The 18,294-nt window shown below is 63.5% G+C and carries 17 protein-coding genes; 8 read left to right on the forward strand and 9 right to left on the reverse strand.

What is annotated here, in order from left to right:
* Window positions 1-42: 42 nt before the first annotated feature.
* The 4 genes from AC3A5O_RS20105 to pedF are packed head-to-tail and all read right to left on the reverse strand — an operon-like array spanning window position 43 to window position 3,103.
* On the reverse strand, window positions 43-978 hold the full coding sequence (locus tag AC3A5O_RS20105) for a quinoprotein relay system zinc metallohydrolase 1 (protein WP_487753626.1): 936 nt from the start codon (window positions 976-978) through the stop codon (window positions 43-45).
* A gap of 16 nt (window positions 979-994) precedes the next feature.
* The gene (locus tag AC3A5O_RS20110) at window positions 995-1,750 is read right to left on the reverse strand and encodes a quinoprotein dehydrogenase-associated SoxYZ-like carrier (protein ID WP_122565539.1); all 756 of its coding nucleotides are present in this window, start codon (window positions 1,748-1,750) and stop codon (window positions 995-997) included.
* A gap of 10 nt (window positions 1,751-1,760) precedes the next feature.
* Entirely contained in the window at window positions 1,761-2,636 is an 876-nt protein-coding gene (locus tag AC3A5O_RS20115) for a substrate-binding periplasmic protein (RefSeq protein WP_487753627.1), read from the reverse strand.
* A 5-nt stretch (window positions 2,637-2,641) separates the two neighbouring features.
* Entirely contained in the window at window positions 2,642-3,103 is a 462-nt protein-coding gene (gene pedF / locus AC3A5O_RS20120; protein WP_122565541.1) for a cytochrome c-550 PedF, read from the reverse strand.
* A gap of 253 nt (window positions 3,104-3,356) precedes the next feature.
* Between pedF and exaA the strand changes: the two genes are divergently transcribed.
* Together exaA and AC3A5O_RS20130 are read left to right on the forward strand one after the other, a co-directional pair.
* A complete protein-coding gene (gene exaA, locus AC3A5O_RS20125; RefSeq protein WP_487753628.1) occupies window positions 3,357-5,222 on the forward strand; it encodes a quinoprotein ethanol dehydrogenase in 1,866 nt (621 codons plus the stop codon).
* A gap of 128 nt (window positions 5,223-5,350) precedes the next feature.
* Window positions 5,351-5,995, forward strand: a complete 645-nt coding sequence (locus AC3A5O_RS20130) for a pentapeptide repeat-containing protein (RefSeq protein WP_487753629.1) — start codon at window positions 5,351-5,353, stop codon at window positions 5,993-5,995.
* A 186-nt stretch (window positions 5,996-6,181) separates the two neighbouring features.
* Here the strand turns inward: AC3A5O_RS20130 and AC3A5O_RS20135 are convergent, their stop codons facing one another.
* Together AC3A5O_RS20135 and AC3A5O_RS20140 are read right to left on the reverse strand one after the other, a co-directional pair.
* Entirely contained in the window at window positions 6,182-6,820 is a 639-nt protein-coding gene (locus AC3A5O_RS20135) for a response regulator (protein ID WP_305467184.1), read from the reverse strand.
* On the reverse strand, window positions 6,820-8,073 hold the full coding sequence (locus tag AC3A5O_RS20140) for a HAMP domain-containing sensor histidine kinase (protein WP_487753630.1): 1,254 nt from the start codon (window positions 8,071-8,073) through the stop codon (window positions 6,820-6,822). The genes AC3A5O_RS20135 and AC3A5O_RS20140 overlap by 1 nt, the downstream gene beginning before the upstream one ends.
* Window positions 8,074-8,451: 378 nt before the next feature.
* Here AC3A5O_RS20140 and AC3A5O_RS20145 point away from each other — a divergent pair, with 378 nt between their 5' ends.
* The 6 genes from AC3A5O_RS20145 (at window position 8,452) to AC3A5O_RS20170 (ending at window position 13,668) form a co-directional block, all read left to right on the forward strand.
* On the forward strand, window positions 8,452-9,618 hold the full coding sequence (locus AC3A5O_RS20145; RefSeq protein WP_122565547.1) for an ABC transporter substrate-binding protein: 1,167 nt from the start codon (window positions 8,452-8,454) through the stop codon (window positions 9,616-9,618).
* Window positions 9,619-9,645: 27 nt separating this feature from the next.
* Window positions 9,646-10,635 carry a YVTN family beta-propeller repeat protein gene (locus AC3A5O_RS20150; protein ID WP_305467189.1) on the forward strand — a complete coding sequence of 330 codons (990 nt, stop codon included), beginning with the start codon at window positions 9,646-9,648 and terminating at the stop codon, window positions 10,633-10,635.
* Complete coding sequence (locus tag AC3A5O_RS20155) at window positions 10,632-11,363, forward strand: ABC transporter ATP-binding protein (RefSeq protein WP_122565549.1); 732 nt, start codon at window positions 10,632-10,634, stop codon at window positions 11,361-11,363. The genes AC3A5O_RS20150 and AC3A5O_RS20155 overlap by 4 nt, the downstream gene beginning before the upstream one ends.
* Window positions 11,360-12,154 (forward strand): ABC transporter permease, encoded by a 795-nt coding sequence (locus AC3A5O_RS20160; protein ID WP_122565550.1) that lies wholly within the window; start codon window positions 11,360-11,362, stop codon window positions 12,152-12,154. The genes AC3A5O_RS20155 and AC3A5O_RS20160 overlap by 4 nt, the downstream gene beginning before the upstream one ends.
* A 254-nt stretch (window positions 12,155-12,408) precedes the next feature.
* On the forward strand, window positions 12,409-12,942 hold the full coding sequence (locus AC3A5O_RS20165) for a PQQ-dependent catabolism-associated CXXCW motif protein (protein ID WP_122565552.1): 534 nt from the start codon (window positions 12,409-12,411) through the stop codon (window positions 12,940-12,942).
* A 60-nt stretch (window positions 12,943-13,002) separates the two neighbouring features.
* The gene (locus AC3A5O_RS20170) at window positions 13,003-13,668 is read left to right on the forward strand and encodes a response regulator transcription factor (protein ID WP_053122521.1); all 666 of its coding nucleotides are present in this window, start codon (window positions 13,003-13,005) and stop codon (window positions 13,666-13,668) included.
* A gap of 127 nt (window positions 13,669-13,795) precedes the next feature.
* Here AC3A5O_RS20170 and nahK read toward each other — a convergent pair whose 3' ends face one another.
* The 3 genes from nahK to AC3A5O_RS20185 all read right to left on the reverse strand — a co-directional run bounded on the left by nahK (window position 13,796) and on the right by AC3A5O_RS20185 (window position 18,291).
* Window positions 13,796-16,429 (reverse strand): hybrid sensor histidine kinase/response regulator NahK/ErcS', encoded by a 2,634-nt coding sequence (gene nahK / locus AC3A5O_RS20175; protein WP_487753631.1) that lies wholly within the window; start codon window positions 16,427-16,429, stop codon window positions 13,796-13,798.
* Window positions 16,359-17,522 carry a nitric oxide-sensing protein NosP gene (gene nosP / locus AC3A5O_RS20180; RefSeq protein ID WP_122565554.1) on the reverse strand — a complete coding sequence of 388 codons (1,164 nt, stop codon included), beginning with the start codon at window positions 17,520-17,522 and terminating at the stop codon, window positions 16,359-16,361. Before nosP ends, nahK begins: the two co-directional genes overlap by 71 nt.
* 241 nt (window positions 17,523-17,763) lie before the next feature.
* Window positions 17,764-18,291, reverse strand: coding sequence for a nitrous oxide reductase accessory protein NosL (locus tag AC3A5O_RS20185; protein ID WP_305467193.1), 528 nt, complete (start codon window positions 18,289-18,291; stop codon window positions 17,764-17,766).
* Between the last annotated feature and the right edge of the window lie 3 nt (window positions 18,292-18,294).

An 18,294-nucleotide genomic window follows, 5' to 3' on the forward strand; every position in this document is an offset into this window, starting at 1 on the left:
TGCTGCGCAGCCCAGCGGGAGCAAGCTCCCTCGCCACGGGAATCATTCGGGTTGGGTGTCCACCCGCTTCATCCCCGCCCGCTCATAGCGTGGGTAGAGATGACTGACGCTGCGAATCAACTCATAGCGACTCAAACTGATCCCGGCAAAACGCTCGGGGATGGGGCTGCGGATCATCTCGGCCATGTCGTCGCCCCGCGCCGCGCCGTCGCGCATCAGTTGGTCGAGCCAGCCCAGGTAGTCGCGCATCTGCGAGAAAGGCCGGGCGTTGGTCGCAACCGGGCCATGGCCGGGCACGATCTGCTTCCAGGGCAACGCCTGCAAGGTGTCCAGGTCGTTGAGCCAGACCTCCAGCCCCGGGCTGTTGGGGGTGGTCAGGGCGCGCTCGTAGAACACCAGGTCGCCGGCGAACAGCACGCCGGTGGTTTCGTCGAGAATCGCCAGGTCGGCCCCGGTGTGCCCGGCCAGTTGCAACAAGCGCAACGAGTGATTGCCCACCGTCAGCGTCCCGGCCGCCAGCGCCTGGGTCGGCAATACCACTTCAGTGCCACGCATCCAATCGCCCACCAGCCGATACATGTTTTCCGCCAGCGCATCACCCTGTTGTCGCAGCAGATCGGTGGTGCCCGCCAAGGCACCGATGGGCACGTCGCTGAATGCCTGGTTGCCCAATACGTGGTCGGGGTGATGATGGGTCAGCAAGACCTGGATGACCGGCTTATCGGTGGTCACCGCAATGGCCTGGCGCAGCGCCTCGCCATAACGTTTCGACGGACCGGTGTCGATCACCACCACACCGACATCGGTGACGATGAACGCCGTATTGACGATATTGCCGCCGTTGGCCTTGGCAAAGTTCTCGGTGCTGCCTTCCAGCAGCCAGGTGCCTTCGGCGATCTGCCGGGGCTTGAGTGAATACTCGGTGGCGGACCATGCCGGCAGGCACAGGCCAAGACAGATCAGTAACAGCCAGCGCATGGTGCGCTCCTTCTGGTCAGGGAATGGCCGCCTCGAACGCGTTGCCACTGTTGTCGCGCAGCACCAGGCGGGTCTGTCCCGGGCCTTGGATGTCGAAGCCCAGGTTGGGGTTTTCGCTGACCGCCGGGAACAGCTCCAGGCGCGCCAACACCTGACCGTCAGCGTCCAGCAGTTGCGCCTGGTTGATGAAGAACTCCGGGATGCCGCTCACCAGGCCGTTGTCCATCGGATGGGCAATTTGCAGGCGCAAGCGACTCGAATCCCCTCGCGGATAACGACCGCCCAGCACCTCGCCCAGATGCTCCTCCCAACCCGGCTGGGTGCGCACCACGCTAGGAGCGGTGCAGCCACCACCCGCCGCGTCGATCAAGGTCGAACCGACGTGCCACAGGCCATCGCGGGTCTGCACGGCGGCGCGCAACGGCGTGGCCTGTTCGATGCGAATGCGGATCGACAGCCAGGGCAGCACCCGCTCCCCCGGTTGGAAGTCGACGATTTTCGGCAACGGGTTCAGCTCCGCCCAGGCCAGCACCCGCACAACGTCGCCAGTAAATGCCCGGGCATCGATTTCCAGCGGCACCTGGCGCGCGTCTTCGGCAAAGGGTGGCGCCAGCAGTCGCACCCGGTCGTCGAACACGAACGGCGCGTCCCCCAGCAATTGTTTGTGATAAAAGGCCCACATCACCGACGGCACCGGATCCTTCCCTGGCTCGACCGCCATCGCCAGCCACGGCAGGCACCACAACAGCAGGCCATACGCTCGCCAGTTCATCCCTGCGCTCCTATTGGTACATCTCGGGTACTTCGTAGCGCAGGCCATAGCGGGCATACATTGCCTTGAGGCTGCCGTCGCGGATCAAGCCTTCCAGCGCCTCTTCCACCGCATAGGCCAACTGACGGTTGCTTTCATGCACCGCCATGCCGATTTCCCAGCGTTGCTTGCCCATGTTCGGATAGGCATTCTCCGCCAGTGCCAGTTGCGGATCGGCCGCCTCATGCACTTGCCAGTCGACTTCCCCGCGCATGGCCATGACAGCGTCGACCTCCCCGGCCTGCATGGCCCCAAAGGCTTTGGCAACGCTGGGGTAATGGCGGGTCCTGGCGCTGAGCATGCCATTGAACACCGAGGTCAGGTAGAACGACGGCACGCTGTCGACTTCCACCCCGATGGGGTGTTGCTGGAACACCGCGACGCTGCCCACCGAATCCAGTCGACGACGGTCATACGCGACCTGCCAGCACTCCTGCTGATAAGGCCCGAACATCACCACCTGGGCATTTTCCAGCTCACCGATATCGTTGCGTTTTTGCACGTAGTCGTGATCGTACGGCACACGCATCATCAAGTCGGCCAGTTGTCGGTCGTGCAGCGGGCTGCTGCGCCAGATGTAGTCGCGTAGATCGTCATCGAGCTTTTCGCCGGGCGGTGCCCACATCAGTTTCAGACGCACGCCCATGGCCTTGGCCAAAGCCTGCGCCAATTCAACATCGACACCCCGGGGCTGGCCCTGGTCTTCAAAACTGTAGGGTGCGAAGTCTTTGTAAACCGCGACCTTCAACTCACCAGCGACGATCATCTGGTCGTAGCTGCGCACCTGCGCCTGCACCGCCTGGACACATAGCAGCAGGCTGCAGATTACCCACGCGAACAGGCGCATGGCGATCACTCCTCGACGTGCACGCTGTCGAGATAGGTGCGCACCGCCCACAAGGCTTCCTGGCTCAGGTAGTCGGCCATTTTCGGCATGTAGACCCGGCCGTCGCGCACCGCACCGTGGCGCACGCGCTCGACAAACCACTCATCGCCGGCTTCGGCGGCGTCGAGCATGCGCAGGTCCGGGGCGATCCCGCCGGACTTGGCCTCCAGGCCATGGCAGGCCGCGCAGTTCTGGTTGTAGGCCGAGGCACCGATTTCCACGGCCTTGTCACGCTCGGGGGAATTGCGATACGGGTTCTGGGCAGCCCATCCGTCGGCATCCAACGGCAAGTTGGTGTCCTTGATCGGAGTCAGACCCTTGGTTTCCACTGCTTGGGGCACTACGTTGCCATGGGCCCATGCGGAGCCTGCGCCGGTCAGCCCCATCAGAAATGCGGTCGCGATGATGGCGTTGCGTTTTGTTGTCATTGTTATGCCCTCTGGATTGCACGCAAGACCTCTTGGCAGAGGCCGTGCCGTCATCTTAGGAACCCTGTGCCACCAGCCGAATGCTGCTTTGGTGGCCGGGGTCTAGTTCCTTGGTAGCAGGCCATCCGACGCAAGTCGCAAAGACAGGCGGTTCGGGAAGTTTTCCCGGCAAAGGCGGGACTTTTTCCGTATCGGCGGGCCCCGGCGCGACCCAACCTAGTCAGGCCAAAACCTTTCACTGGGAACTGCCACCATGAGAATAAAAACGCTACCCGTCCTCTCCGCCCTGACCGTTGCCTTGCTGCTGGCCGGCAGTCTGTCGCTGAGCCCCTTGGCCAAAGCCGCAGCATCAGGGGTCAGTTGGGAAGACATCGCCAACGATCACCTGACCACCCAGGACGTGCTGCAATACGGCATGGGCACCAACGCCCAGCGCTGGAGCCCGCTGGCCCAGGTCAACGACAAGAATGTGTTCAAGCTGACCCCGGCCTGGTCCTACTCATTCGGCGACGAGAAACAGCGCGGCCAGGAATCCCAGGCCATCGTCAGCGACGGCGTGGTGTACGTCACCGGCTCGTACTCGCGGGTGTTCGCCCTCGACGCCAAGACCGGCAAGCGCCTGTGGACCTACAACCACCGACTGCCGGACAACATTCGCCCGTGCTGCGACGTGGTCAATCGCGGCGCAGCCATCTATGGCGACAAGATCTACTTCGGCACCCTCGACGCGCGGGTGGTCGCCCTGGATAAAAACACCGGCAAGGTGGTGTGGAACAAGAAGTTCGGCGACCACGCCGGCGGCTACACCATGACCGGCGCCCCGGTGCTGATCAAGGACAAGACCAGTGGCAAGGTCCTGCTGATCCACGGCAGTTCCGGTGACGAATTCGGTGTGGTCGGGCAACTGTTCGCCCGCGACCCGGACACCGGCGAAGAAGTCTGGATGCGCCCGTTCGTCGAAGGCCACATGGGCCGCCTCAACGGCAAGGACAGCACGCCGACCGGCGACGTCAAGGCACCCTCCTGGCCCGACGACAAAACCACTGAGACCGGCAAGGTCGAGGCCTGGAGCCACGGTGGCGGCGCACCTTGGCAGAGCGCCAGTTTCGATCCCGAGACCAACACCATCATCGTCGGCGCGGGCAACCCCGGCCCATGGAACACCTGGGCACGCACGGCCAAGGACGGCAACCCTCACGATTACGACAGCCTCTACACCTCGGGCCAGGTCGGTGTCGACCCGAGCACTGGCGAGGTGAAGTGGTTCTACCAACACACGCCCAACGACGCCTGGGACTTCTCCGGCAACAACGAGCTGGTGCTGTTCGACTACAAGGACAAGGACGGCAAGGTGGTCAAGGCCACCGCCCACGCCGACCGCAACGGTTTCTTCTACGTGGTCGACCGCAACAACGGCAAGCTGCAGAACGCCTTCCCCTTCGTCGACAACATCACCTGGGCCAGCCACATCGACCTGAAGACCGGCCGCCCCGTGGAAAACCCCGGCCAGCGTCCAGCCAAGCCATTGCCCGGTGAGACCAAGGGCAAGCCGGTGGAAGTCTCGCCGCCATTCCTCGGCGGCAAGAACTGGAACCCCATGGCCTACAGCCAGGACACCGGCCTGTTCTACGTCCCCGGCAACCAGTGGAAAGAGGAATACTGGACCGAGGAAGTGAACTACAAGAAAGGCTCGGCTTACCTGGGTATGGGCTTCCGTATCAAACGCATGTACGACGATCACGTTGGCAGCCTGAGGGCGATGAACCCCACCACCGGCAAAGTGGTGTGGGAGCACAAGGAACCGCTGCCGCTGTGGGCCGGCGTGCTGGCGACCAAGGGCAACCTGGTGTTCACCGGCACCGGCGACGGCTTCTTCAAGGCCTTCGATGCGAAAACGGGCAAGGAGCTGTGGAAATTCCAGACCGGCAGCGGCATTGTCTCCCCGCCCATCACCTGGGAACAGGACGGCGAGCAGTTCATCGGCGTAACCGTCGGCTATGGCGGCGCCGTGCCGTTGTGGGGCGGCGACATGGCCGAACTGACCAAACCCGTGGCCCAGGGTGGCTCGTTCTGGGTGTTCAAGATTCCGAGCTGGGATAAGGCCACAGCGCAGAAGTAACTGAGCTAAAACACCCTCTCCTGTGGGAGCGAGCTTGCTCGCGATAGCGGCGACTCATTCAGCAATGATGTTGACTGACACACCGCCATCGCGAGCAAGCCCGCCCCACAATTGCCTGAGTTCATGCCATGAAATCATTACCACTGCTGCTTCTGTTCATCGGCGCCTTTGCCAATGCCGATGACCCCGACACCCCGCTGACAATCAACGGCTGCCTCATCGCCGAATCCAGCCAATGCCCCGGCGCCAACCTGCGGGGCGCAAAACTGGCGAACCAGGACTTGCGCAAGATGAACCTCAGCGGCGCCGACCTGCGTGATGCCGACCTGCGGCACGCGCGGCTGGACCTGGCCAACCTTGAGAAAGCCCGGCTACAGGGCGCCAACCTGACCCGTGCCAGCCTGCAGCAAAGCAACCTGCGCCTGGCGGACTTCAGCGGTGCCAAGCTCACGGCAATCCAGGGTTGGGGCCTGTTCGCCCAGGGCGCGCAGTTCCAGCGTGCCGACCTGACGGCGGCCTACCTGCAGTTTGCCCGCCTGTCCGGCGCCCGCCTGCACGAGGCCAATCTGCAGGCGGCGGACCTGGAAATGGCCTGGCTGAGCAAGGCCGACCTCAAGGGCGCCGACCTGCGCGACGCCAACCTGCAGGAAGCCAAGCTCGGCGAAAGCAACCTGGAACAGGCCAACTTGAGCGGTTCTCGCCAGCATTATGGGAATTTCCAGGATGCGAATATGCAAGGCTGTACGGGGTGCCCGTCTTCCTGGGATCAGTGAAGGCTCCAGAGACACACAACCCTGTGGCGAGGGGATTTATCCCCGCTAGGCTGCGCAGCAGCCTCCGATACATTCAATTGAGTGAGTCTGACGCTGTGAGGTGGTGGTCTTGGGGCTGCTGCGCAGCCTAGCGGGGATAAATCCCCTCGCCACAAGGGATCATCATCACTTTTCGAGTGCGCATTTTCACCCCGCCACCCGCACCACCCCCATATCAATCCCCAAATGCACCAACTCGGCATGGGAACTGACCCGCAACTTGCTCTTGAGCAGCGTCAGGTGGTTGGACACGGTCTTGGCGCTGATGCATAGCTGTTCGGCGATGGTACGGGCCGGGGTGCCCTTGGCGAGCATGACGAAGATCTCCAACTCCCGTTGGGTCATGCATTGCAGGCGCGGGTCGACAGCCTGCCGGGAGCTGGCGCAGGCCAGTTGCGTGGCCAGGGACTGTTCGATGTAGGCATGGCCGGCCAGCACCCGGCGTACCGCTTCCACCAGCACCTGGGGCGCCGAATTCTTGGTCAGGTAGCCCGCGGCGCCGGCGTCCAATGCCTGGCGCACAAGCGGCAGTTCGTCATGCATGCTGAAGAACAACACCCGCAATTGCGGCAGACGCTGGCGCAGCCGGCGGGTGGTTTCCAGGCCACTGATACCGGGCAGGCCAAAGTCCATGATCACCAGGTGAGGCACCTGTTCCTGCACCTGGCTCAGCGCCTCTTCACCGCTGGCCGCTTCGCGGACCTGCAGGTCCGGCATCAACACCCGCAGCAGGCTGGCGTAGCCTTGCCGAACCACCGCATGGTCATCCACCAACAAAATATTCATCACGCCTCCAGGGCAATATTCAAAGCCAGCGCCCAACCGGCGCCAGGCTGGCTGATGATGCGCAACTCACCGCCGAGGCTGCGCGCCCGTTCGGACATCGAGTGCAAGCCCACACCGGCGCGCGATGGTTGTGTCGCACCGCGGCCGTTGTCGCGCACCAGCAACCGCAGGCGCCCGGCGCGATGTTGCAGGCGAATCCGCACCTGGGTGGCACCGGCATGCCGGGCAACGTTGGTCAGCGCCTCCTGCAACAAGCGATACAGGTGGGTCTTGTCCGCCCCGGACATAGGCGGCAGGGCTTCGTCGATCCGCAGCTGACAGGCGATGCCCTGGGTTGCCTGCCATTGCCCGGCCAACAGCCCGATGGCCTCGCACAATGGCAGGTGCTGCAACACCACCGGGTACAAGTCATGCACCAGTGCCCGAAAACCGTGTTGCAAATGCTCGCAATGGTCTTCGAGCTGGCGGACGGTCTGCTCCAGCGCCGACGGCTGATCCATCACCAGCCGCAACAGGCAGGCGCGGGCACGAATGCCGGCCACGTATTGACCCAGGTCGTCGTGCAGGGTCTGGGCCAGCCGGGTGCGCTCCTGCTCCTGCACGGCCAGCAAGGCCTGGGTGAGCCGGGCGTTATCGGCCTGGGCCTCGGCCAAGGCAGCGGTCATGCGGTTGAAATGCCCTGCCAGCTGCTGCGCTTCCGGGAGACCGTCAGAGCCCAGACGCACCTGCAGGTTCCCGGCAGACACCTGACGCAACGCATGGAGCAACTCATCGAGCAGACGCATGCCCCGGCGGACCGCCCAGCGGATCACCAGCAAACTGAGCAACAACGCCAAGGCGCAGACGTACAACAGTTGCACCAACGAATCGATAATCTCGTCGATTTCGTCCCGTGGATCGACCGCAATCCACGCCCGTCGACCGTCAGGCAACTCCACCACCTGGGCTGCGGGGCCGTCGTCCAGTAGACGGCGGCCGAACCAGGCCTTCATCCCGTCTTCATCCGCCCGGAACCGCTCCCCAGGGGCCAGCCAACGGACCCGCACATGACGCAGGCTGCCGGTCAACCGCGGCTGGAGACTGGCTGGGTCGCGCTCGGCGGTTTCGCGCAGGTAATGCACCACCGACTCGGCCGATTGCAGCTCTCGTTTCACATCGGCCGTGGCCTGATGCAACAACAGGACGGCACAGGCCAGGGTGACCAGGGCGAAGAAGGCTGACACCCAGAGGTTGATACGCCAGAGGGCTGACATGGCTAGCGTTCCACCCCTGAATTGATACCTACCCCCTGTGGGAGCGAGCTTGCTCGCGATAGCGGTGGTTCAGTCGGCCTCAGTATTGGCTGTGCCGTCGTCATCGCGAGCAAGCTCGCTCCCACAGGGGGGCTTGGGGGTTTCCAGGTTTTGGGACGGTCAACCCCGATCAAACTCAGGATCAGCAGCAACGGCAGCAGCAGGGTCTTGAGAATCCGCATGGTCTGTCCCCTCCTGGTCAATGACGATTGCCTTGCATCCTAAAACCCCGGCCTCCACGGCGAGTTACTACCTTGGTACTGCCCCGGCGGTACTTTCTGCATATTTCCCCAGGGCCATCGCCTTCCTATGCTGGCGCTACCCGCAATGGAGGACGTCATGCGCCGGCTCGTCAGTTACGCCCTGGTTATTCTGCTGGCAGCGGCAACCGCTCACGCAGGCGAGGCCACGCCGCTGCAAGTGCGCATCGGCTACCTGGGTTATCGTCCCGACCCGGGCCCGCTGCTCTCCAACGTCATTGCCGAACCGGCCGATGCCGGGTTGCGCGGCGCTGAGCTGGCGATCGTCGACAGCAACAGCACTGGGCGTTTTCTCAAGCACGACTACCGCCTGGAAAGCGCCAGCGTCGACAGTCCCGAAGCTTTGCTCCAGGCCGCCCGTGCCCAACACGACCAGGGCCTGCGGCTGTTCGTGGTCAACGCACCGGCCGCCAGCCTGCGCCAGCTCAGCGCCGCCCTGCCCGACAGCCTGCTGTTCAACGCCGGCAGCCCCGACGACAGCCTGCGCACCACCGACTGTCTGGGCAACGTGCTGCACAGCCTGCCCGACCGCGCCATGCTTGCCGATGCCCTGGTGCAGTTCAGCGTGGTGCGCAAATGGCAGCGGACCTTGCTGATCGTTGGCCAGACGCCCGAGGACCAGGCCTATGCCGCCGCATTGCGCCGAGCCATGAAACGCTTCGGCATGAAGATCGTCGCCGAGAAAGCCTGGCAGTTCGACAACGACCAGCGCCGCAGCGCCCAGGCCGACATGCCGCTGTTCACCCAGACTGCCGAGTACGATGTGGTGCTGGTGGCCGACGAGCGCGGCGACTTCGGCGAATACCTGCCCTACCAGACCTGGTACCCGCGCCCAGTGGCCGGCACCCAAGGGCTGACGCCCACCGGCTGGCACAAGACCGTTGAAACCTACGGCGCGGCGCAATTGCAAAAACGCTTCGAAGCCCTGGCCGGACGCTGGATGAACGACCGTGACTTCGCCGCCTGGATCGCCGTGCGCAGCATCGCCGCCGCCGTGAGCAAACTGCGTCAGGACGACCCGTTCGCCATCCGCCAACTGGCCCTCAGCGACCAGTTGCCCCTGGACGGTTTCAAGGGTCGCAAGCTCAGCTACCGGCCGTGGAACGGCCAGTTGCGCCAGCCGATTCCCCTGGTCCAGCCCCGGGCACTGGTGAGCACCTCGCCCCAGGACGGTTTCCTGCACCCTTCCAATGAAATGGACAGCTTGGGCCATGACCGGCCCGAAGTGAGCTGCCGTTACCCCTGATCGATAACAACAATAAGGAAAACCGCCATGCGCCGCTCCCTGCTCCAACCGGCCCAGTTGTGCAAAGCCCTCGCCCTGGGCGCTGCGTTGCTCGCCGCCGGCCCCGCGGCCGCCAGCATCGCCTGGGTGTCCAACGAGAAAGACAACAGCCTCAGCCTGATCGACATGCAAAGCCTGGAAGTCATCGAGACCCTGCCGGTGGGCCAGCGTCCCCGGGGTCTGTTGCTGTCCCACGACAGTCGCCTGCTGTACATCTGCGCCAGCGATTCGGACCGAGTCCAGGTGATGGACGTCGCCACCCGCAAGATCATCAAGGAACTGCCCTCCGGCAAGGACCCGGAGCAGTTCGCCCTGCACCCCAACGACCGCTGGCTCTACGTGTCCAACGAAGACGACGCCCTGGTCACGGTGATCGACACCCAGACCTCCGAAGTGCTGGGCCAGATTGGCGTGGGTGTCGAGCCCGAAGGCATGGCCGTCAGCCCCGACGGCAAGTGGGCGGTCAACACCAGTGAAACCACGAACATGTTGCACTGGATCGACACCAGCACCCAGACCCTGGCCGACAACACCCTCGTCGACCAACGGCCGCGCTTCGTCGAATTCAATCGCGACGGCACGCAGCTCTGGGCCTCGGCGGAGATCGGCGGGTCGTTGACCATTCTCGACGTCGCCACGCGCCAGGTGCTCAAGACCCTGACGTTCCAGATCAAGGGTGTGCACCCGGACAAAGTGCAGCCGGTGGGCATCAAGCTCAGTGCTGACGGCAAGCTGGCGTTCGTCGCCCTGGGCCCGGCCAACCATGTGGCGGTGATCGACGCCAAGACCTTCGAAGTACTGGATTACCTGCTGGTGGGTCGACGGGTCTGGCAACTGGCGTTCACCCCGGACCAGAAGCAATTGCTGGCGACCAATGGCGTGAGCGGCGATGTTTCGGTGATCGATGTAGAGAGCCGCAAAGTCCTGAAGTCGGTGAAAGTCGGGCGCTACCCTTGGGGCGTGGTGGTCACGCCATGAACGCCCTGGAAGTCAGCGACCTGAGCTTTGCCTATGGCGCACGCGAAGCCCTCAAGCAGATGAACTTCAGCCTGCCCGCCGGACGTTTCGCAGCGCTGCTGGGGCCCAACGGCGCCGGCAAGTCGACGCTGATCGCCCTGCTCACGCGCCTGTACGACCTGCAACGCGGTGACATCCGCGTCGGCGGTCACTCCCTGCAAAAATCACCGCGCCCGGCCTTGCGCCAGTTGGGCGTGGTGTTCCAACAGAGCACCCTGGACCTGGACCTGAGCATCGACCAGAACCTGCGCTATCACCTGGCGCTGCATGGTTTTTCCCGGCGCCAGGGCAGCGTCCGTCTTGATGCCGAACTGACCCGCCAGCACCTGATCGAGCGCCGCCACGAGCGGGTGCGCGACCTCAATGGCGGGCATCGGCGCCGGGTGGAAATCGCCCGCGCCCTGCTCCATGAGCCGCGCCTGTTGCTGCTGGACGAACCCAGCGTCGGCCTCGATCCGGCCAGCCGCCTCGCCTTGGGCCTGCACATCCGGCAACTGTGCAGCGAACAGGGCATCAGTGTGCTCTGGACCACTCACCTGCTGGACGAAGTGCAGCCCAGCGACGACCTGTTGATCGTGCACCAGGGCCGCTTGGTCGCCAGCGGCCAGGCCGATGCGGTGAGCCTGGAACACGGTGGCACCCTCGGTTCGGCCTTCACCCATTTGACCGCCTCGGGAGTCCGGCCATGAACGCGTATTGGCACTGTTTCAGCGGCATCGTCATGCGCGAATGGCTGCGCTTTGTGCTGCAACGTACCCGGCTGCTCAGCGCCCTGGTCCGACCACTGCTGTGGCTGCTGGTGTTCGCCGCCGGTTTTCGCGCGGCATTGGGCATCGCCATCATCGCGCCCTACGACACCTACATCCCCTACGAGGTGTACATCGTACCGGGGCTGGCCTGCATGATCCTATTGTTCAACGGCATGCAGGGCTCGCTGTCGATGGTCTACGACCGGGAAATGGGCAGCATGCGCGTCCTGCTCACCAGCCCCCTACCGCGGGCTTTCCTGCTGGCGAGCAAGTTGCTGGCGACGTCGCTGATCTCGCTGTTGCAGGTCTACGCCTTTCTCGCCATCGCCTGGCTGTACGGCATCCAACCGCCGGCCATGGGCCTGCTGCTGGCCTTGCCGGCCCTGCTGCTGGTGGCCCTGATGCTCAGCGCCCTGGGCTTGTTGCTGTCCAATGCCATCCGGCAACTGGAGAACTTTGCCGGGGTGATGAATTTCGTGATTTTCCCGCTGTTCTTCCTGTCTTCGGCGCTATACCCGCTGTGGAAAATGCAGGAAGCCAGCCCGTGGCTCTATTGGCTCTGCGCGGTCAGCCCGTTCACCCATGGCGTGGAATTGGTGCGTTTTGCGCTGTATGAGCAGTTCAACCTGCTGGCGATGGTGGTGTGCGTGGGGTTGACCCTGGTGTTCGCGCTGTTGGCGGTGTGGACGTTCAATCCGCAGCATGCGGCGTTGCGCAAGGCCGGCAGCTGACGCCTCGTTGCACAGACAGTCTGTGGGAGCAAAGCTTGCTCGCGATGGCGGCGGTTCATCCAGAATTGATGTTGACTGGCACACCGTTATCGCGAGCAAGCTTTGCTCCCACAGGGTTCGGTGCATGTTCTCCATGTCGTGCGGGTCGTTAACACTCAAATTACTACTTTAGTACCGGTTTTCCTGTCTATGGTCGCATTCACAAGACCTCGACCCTGGCATGTAATGGGCGCATAACAAAAAGGATAAATCCTATGCCCCGTTTGCTGGCGATCCTCTTGCTGGGCCTGGCGCTGAATGTCGCCCAGGCCGAGACCGTACTGTTTTCGGCGCAAGGCTATCGCATCGCCCAATACCGCAGCCCGACGCCCGCCACGGTCGACGGCGCCCAGACCCTCGACACCCAGGCCCTGCAACGCCTGCTCAACCAAGCCCAACCCCCGCAGCTGATCGACGTTTATCGTCGCCCGTGGGTCCAGGGGCGTTTCATCGACAACGAACCCCATGCCAACCTCCCCGGCAGCTTATGGCTGGCCAATACCGGAGACGGCGATCTCGACCCGACCTGGCAGGACTACTTCAGCCATCACCTGCGCACGGCCACCGGCGGGCGGTTGGATCGACCGCTGGTCTTTTATTGCCGCGCCGATTGCTGGTTAAGCTGGAACGCGGTAAAACGCGCCGCTGCCATGGGCTATAAGCATTTGTATTGGTACCGCGATGGCCTCGACGCCTGGGAGGCAGCCAACCTGCCCCTGCAAGCGGCCCGGCCCGAACCCTTTCCCTGATTTTGCACAGAAATGCGCGTAACTGCCCTGCCCCACACGACAATAACGAGGTGAATGGCCATGTATAAAATCCTGATAGCCGACGATCACCCACTGTTTCGCGAAGCCATCCACAACGTCATCAGCGACGGTTTTCCGGGCAGCGAGGTCATGGAGACCGCCGACTTGGACAGTGCCCTGGCATTGACCGCCGAGCACGACGACCTGGACCTGATCCTGCTGGACCTGAACATGCCCGGCATGCACGGGCTCAATGGCCTGATCAACCTGCGCAACGAGGCACCGACCATCCCCGTGGTGATCGTCTCCGCCGAGCAAGACAAACAAGTGGTGCTGCAAGCCATTACCTATGGCGCGGTGGGCTTCATCACCAAATCCTCGCCACGCTCGCAGATGACCGACGCCATCGAGCAGATCCTCAACGGCAACGTGTACCTGCCGCCCGACATCATCCGCACGCAGAAAAGCCCGATGGGCCGCCGCCTGAACGAAACCCCGGCCTTCCCACCGGAACTGCTCCAGGCCTTGACCCGCAAGCAACTGCTGGTGCTCGAACGCATGACCAAGGGCGAGTCGAACAAGCAGATCGCCTACACCCTGGACATCGCCGAAACCACGGTCAAGGCCCACGTCTCGGCGATCCTGCGCAAGCTCAATGTGCACAACCGGGTACAGGCTATCCTCAGTGCCGGGGATATTGATTTCGGGGCTTATTTGCGGCGGTGAAAGGCACCACACCGTAGCTGTGGGAGCAAAGCTTGCTCGCGATGAAGATGGCGCGGTCTTCCAGGGAACCGAGGCGCCTGTATCGCGAGCAAGCTTTGCTCCCACACAGCCGTTCGGCTTAATGGTTCTAGGACTGGCCTAGCAGATGACTCATCGCGATCTTGAGCTTCATCGGCCGCACCGGCTTGTGCATCAGGGTGTGCCCGCGCTCGCGGATCTGCTGCTTGAGTTCGTTGCTGTAGTTGGCGGTGATCATCATGGCCGGGATCGGTGAAGCCCGGCGGGCATTGATCCGGGCCACCGCGTCCATGCCGTTCTGATCATGGTCCAAGTGATAGTCGGCAATCAGCAGGTCGGCCTCGGCGTGGTAGTTGTCCACCTGGCAGGCCAGGTCCTGTTCCGACAACGCGGTCACGACCTGGCAACCCCAACCCTCCAGCAAGGTGCGCATGCCCGCACAAATCGCCGCGTCGTTATCCAGCACCCAGACCCGCGCCCCGCGCAGACGTTCGAGCATCGGCTCGCTCATGTCCAGGCACGGCAACGGCTTGGGCGCGGTGGCGCTCAGCGGTACGTCGATGGCGAACATCGAGCCCTTGCCCGGCCAGGAGCGCACCTGGATCCGGTGCCCGAGGATCCCGGCGATTTTCTCGACAATTGCCAGGCCCAGGCCCAACCCACGGTCTTGGTTCGGACGCTGGACGTCGCCGCGCTTGAACTCCTGGAATATTTCCTCCAGGCGGTTCTCGGCAATGCCGATGCCGCTGTCCCAGACTTGGATCGACACCCGCTGGCGATGTCGGCGGCAGCCCAGCACCACCCGGCCGCTGGGGGTGTAGCGAATGGCATTGCTCAGCAGGTTGCGCAGGATCCGCGCGAGCAATTGCATGTCGCTGCGCACCAGCACCGAACAGCCGACAAAGTGCAACTCCAGCCCTTCGCTGCGGGCGATCTGAGCGTATTCGGCGGCCAGATTGTCCAGCAGCTCGCTGAGGCCGAACGGCGCGACATCGGCCTTGATCACCCCGGCGTCCAGCTTGGAGATGTCCACGAGGGTGCCCAACAAGTTCTCCACGTCCTGCAGCGAGTTGCTGACGTTGCGCACCAGTTGCGCATTGGCGACCGGTTCGCGGCGCTCAAGCAAGGCACTGGTGAACAACCGGGCGGCGTTGAGCGGTTGCAGCAGGTCATGACTGACCGCCGCGAGGAATTTGGTCTTCGACAGGTTGGCCTGCTCGGCCTCGCGCTTCGCCTCTCGCAGGCGCAACTCCACCCGGCTGCGCTCGTCGATCTCGCGTAGCAACTGGTCGTTGAGGGTGGTCAGTTCGGCCGTGCGTTCCTGGACCCGCTGTTCCAGGTTCTGATAAGCCTGGTGCAGTGCTTCGGCGGTGCGGCGGCGCTCGGTGATGTCGCGGATCAGCACGAAAATCCCCACCACTTCGCCATTGGCCAAACGGTTAGGCACGTAGGAGCGCAGCATGTAGCGCTCCTGGTTGTTGATGTTGGTCTCGGCGAATTCAAAGGTGACGCTCTCCCCCGCCAACGCCCGCGCCACATAGGCTTCCAGGCGCTGGTAATGCTGCTCGCTATGGGCTTCGCGCAGGCTCTGGCCGAGCATCACGCCACGGGGCCAGCAATACCATTGCTCGTAGACCTTGTTGGTGAACTCGTAGACCAGGTCGGCGTTGAGGTAGGCGATCAGCGCCGGCACATGGTCAGTGATCAGGCGGATCCAGCGCTCGCTTTCGCTCAGTGCCTCGGCGTGCTGGTAGCGCTCGGTGATGTCGGTGAAGGTGTTGACGTAGCCGCCGGTGGGCAACGGATGCGTGCGAATCTCCAGGACCCGGCCATCGGACAGGCGCTGCTCGCATTCGTGGACCAGCCGGCCGTTGCTGTCGCGACTGGCCGGGGTCAGCAGCTGCAACTCACTGTCGCCGATCACCTCATTGAATGGTCGATGGGCCGCCACCGGTGCCAGGCCACTGAGTTCGAGGAAGCGCCGGTTCCACAGCTCCAGCACGCCTTGGGCGTTGACCATCGCCACGCCTTGGGACAGGTTGTCCACCGCCCGCTGCAACAGGTGGGATTTCTGCGCGATGGCCTGCTCGCGACGCACGGTTTCGCTGAGCTTGACGTCGGTAATGTCGGTAAACAGGATCACCCGCCCGCCTTCCTGGGTCGGCCGCTCGCTGACTTGCAGCCAGCGCCCGTTCTGCAAGCGATACAACACGTGCTCGTCGGCCTGGCCACGAGGTTCTTCGCTGAACAGCCCGTTGGCGGTCATCAAGCGCTTGACCTCGCAAAGGCGCATCCCGGCGATGATGCGCACCCGGCTGTTGGCCCAGAAGGCCTTGAAGCGGCTGTTGAACAGGACGATACGTTGCTGCTCATCGAACAGCACAAATGCATCGGAGATGCTTTCGATGGCGTCGATAAGGTGTCGGTGGGCGGTTTCCGCCCGCAGCCGCGCCTCGCCCAGCAAGTGATTGCCGGCCTTGAGTTCGGCCATGGCCTGGTTCAGGGCGTCGGTGCGCTCACGCACCTGCTCGGCCAACACCACCGAGTGCTGGAACGCCGCATAGGGGTCGTTGCCCCGGGTGGCGCCGGACTCCACCCGCTCGATCAGCGCCTCGTTGATGCGCCGCAACTTGCGGTTTTCATGTTGCAGGCTGGCAAGCTGGGCCTGTAGGTCAGCGATGGCCGGGGACGCGATGTCGGGCAATGGCAACTCCGGTGAACGTCTGGTTGATGTGCATGCCATTGAACTGTTCTCCATAGGTGTTGAACCCCATCACCCGTTGTTCGCGCAGGAACTGGCCGATCTGCTCCAGGCCGCCGCGATCTTCCAACTCCAGGCGCCTGAGGAAGCAATCGCAGCCGATGGTCAGCAGCAAATCGCCGAGGCGCGCCTGCAAGCCCTCGAACAGCGTTTGCAGGTTGTGCAGCAAGGGACCGGGGGTCATCGCGGTGAGGACGATGCCGTTCTCCACCGCGCAGTAGAAACTCAGGCTCAGGTCCGGATGCACCTGCTGGATCGCCCGCACGTAGTACTGGTCGTTGATGCGCACCGCCAGTGGATGGGCGGCAAAAACCCGATAGTCGAGGGCGCTCACCGGCACGCCGATGTGCCGGGCGTATTCCTCGGCGGCGGGTTCGGCGTTGAGCTCATAGACCCGCCGCGAAGCACTGTCGGCGCCAGTCACCACCAGTTTCTCTTCCCTGGGCAGGATGTGATGGGTGGTGAAGACTTCGAATTCCAGCCAGGTGTTGATCAACAGCACCACGGCGGCGCCACTGTGGAACTGGCCTTCGAAGTAGACGTGGGTGTGGGTCAGGTAGTTGTCATCGCCGGCCGAACCGCCGAAATGCGGGATGTCCCCCAACGCGGCACTCAAGGCCGCCAGCACCATTTCCTCGCGACTGGACAGGCCATCGAGCAGGGTCAAGGCGAAACTGTGCCCCTTGATCGGCGCCAAGGCGTTGCTGCGACAGCCGCTGGCCAGGCGCTCGACCATTTGCTGGGCGTCGATCAGGCTGAAGTGTTCCATTTCGCCGATCAACTCGGCGGCGATGGAAAAGTGCCGATGATCGAAACCCACCGCCGTCACGCAGTTGCGGCCGTAGCCCTGGGAGGTGATTTCCCCGGCGCTGGTGCAGCCCACCAGGCGAATCCCGCCGAAACTCTGGGACAGCGCCTGGCCCAGGGCCGGCAAGTCGTATTCGGCGGAACAGAAAAACAGCACGAACCCCAGGTGCGGGTGCAACAACTGCCGCGCCAGCGCCTGGGCCACCTGCTGGACGTCGGTCGCCTGGGACATGGCGCTCACCACACCTTCGCTCTGGGCCTGCTGCATCGTCGCCTCCGGCGGGTGCGTGATAGGAACCCTGAGTGTACGAAGCCGCGCCGGGTCGACGAATGCTACTTGGGTAGCGGGTGGACGCTTCCATGGGATGAGATTGCTCCCGCTATGTGGGAGCAAGGCTTGCCCGCGATAAAGGCGATGCGGTCTGGCAGAATCGAGGCGCCTCTATTGCGAGCAAGCTTTGCTTCCACAAGCGTCCTTGCCACAAGAGCGGTTCGGTGTGCAGGCAGTATCAGTGGTTCATCGGCGCCATGGCGCTCGCCTGCCCCAGCAGTTTCTGGTCGATGTCTTCCAGGCGCAGCACCCGGCCGCCGGTATCGCTCGCCAGTTTTTGTGCCGCCTGGGGATCGGAGAACGAAGCCAGGACCACGCCCATGGCGCCTTTGAGCCCACTGCCGATGACGAAGTAGGCGCTACGAGCGTCGATCAGGTGGGCGTCATCCGGCGTGTCCCAATGGCTGCGGCCCATGTCGTGGACATATAGCTTGACGTCGGACCGATGGTTTTCCGGCTGCAGCCACCAGCCCAGCATCTCCGCCGGCGAGCAGAACTTCTTCACGCCGCTCGCCCCGACCGCCGCACCCTTGGGGCCGGGAAAATCGGTGATGATCATGCCGCACACATGACACTCGTCACTGGGATGGAACCCTGGCGCCGCCTCGCTGGCCGCAGGTGGCTCGGCTTTGTCGCAAGCCGCCAGCGCCAGGCACATCAATAACCCGGCCAGGAGGCGGCCCCCCTTGAGGTACACCTTGTTCATCGT

This window comes from Pseudomonas sp. Soil_N_39, assembly GCF_057655955.1.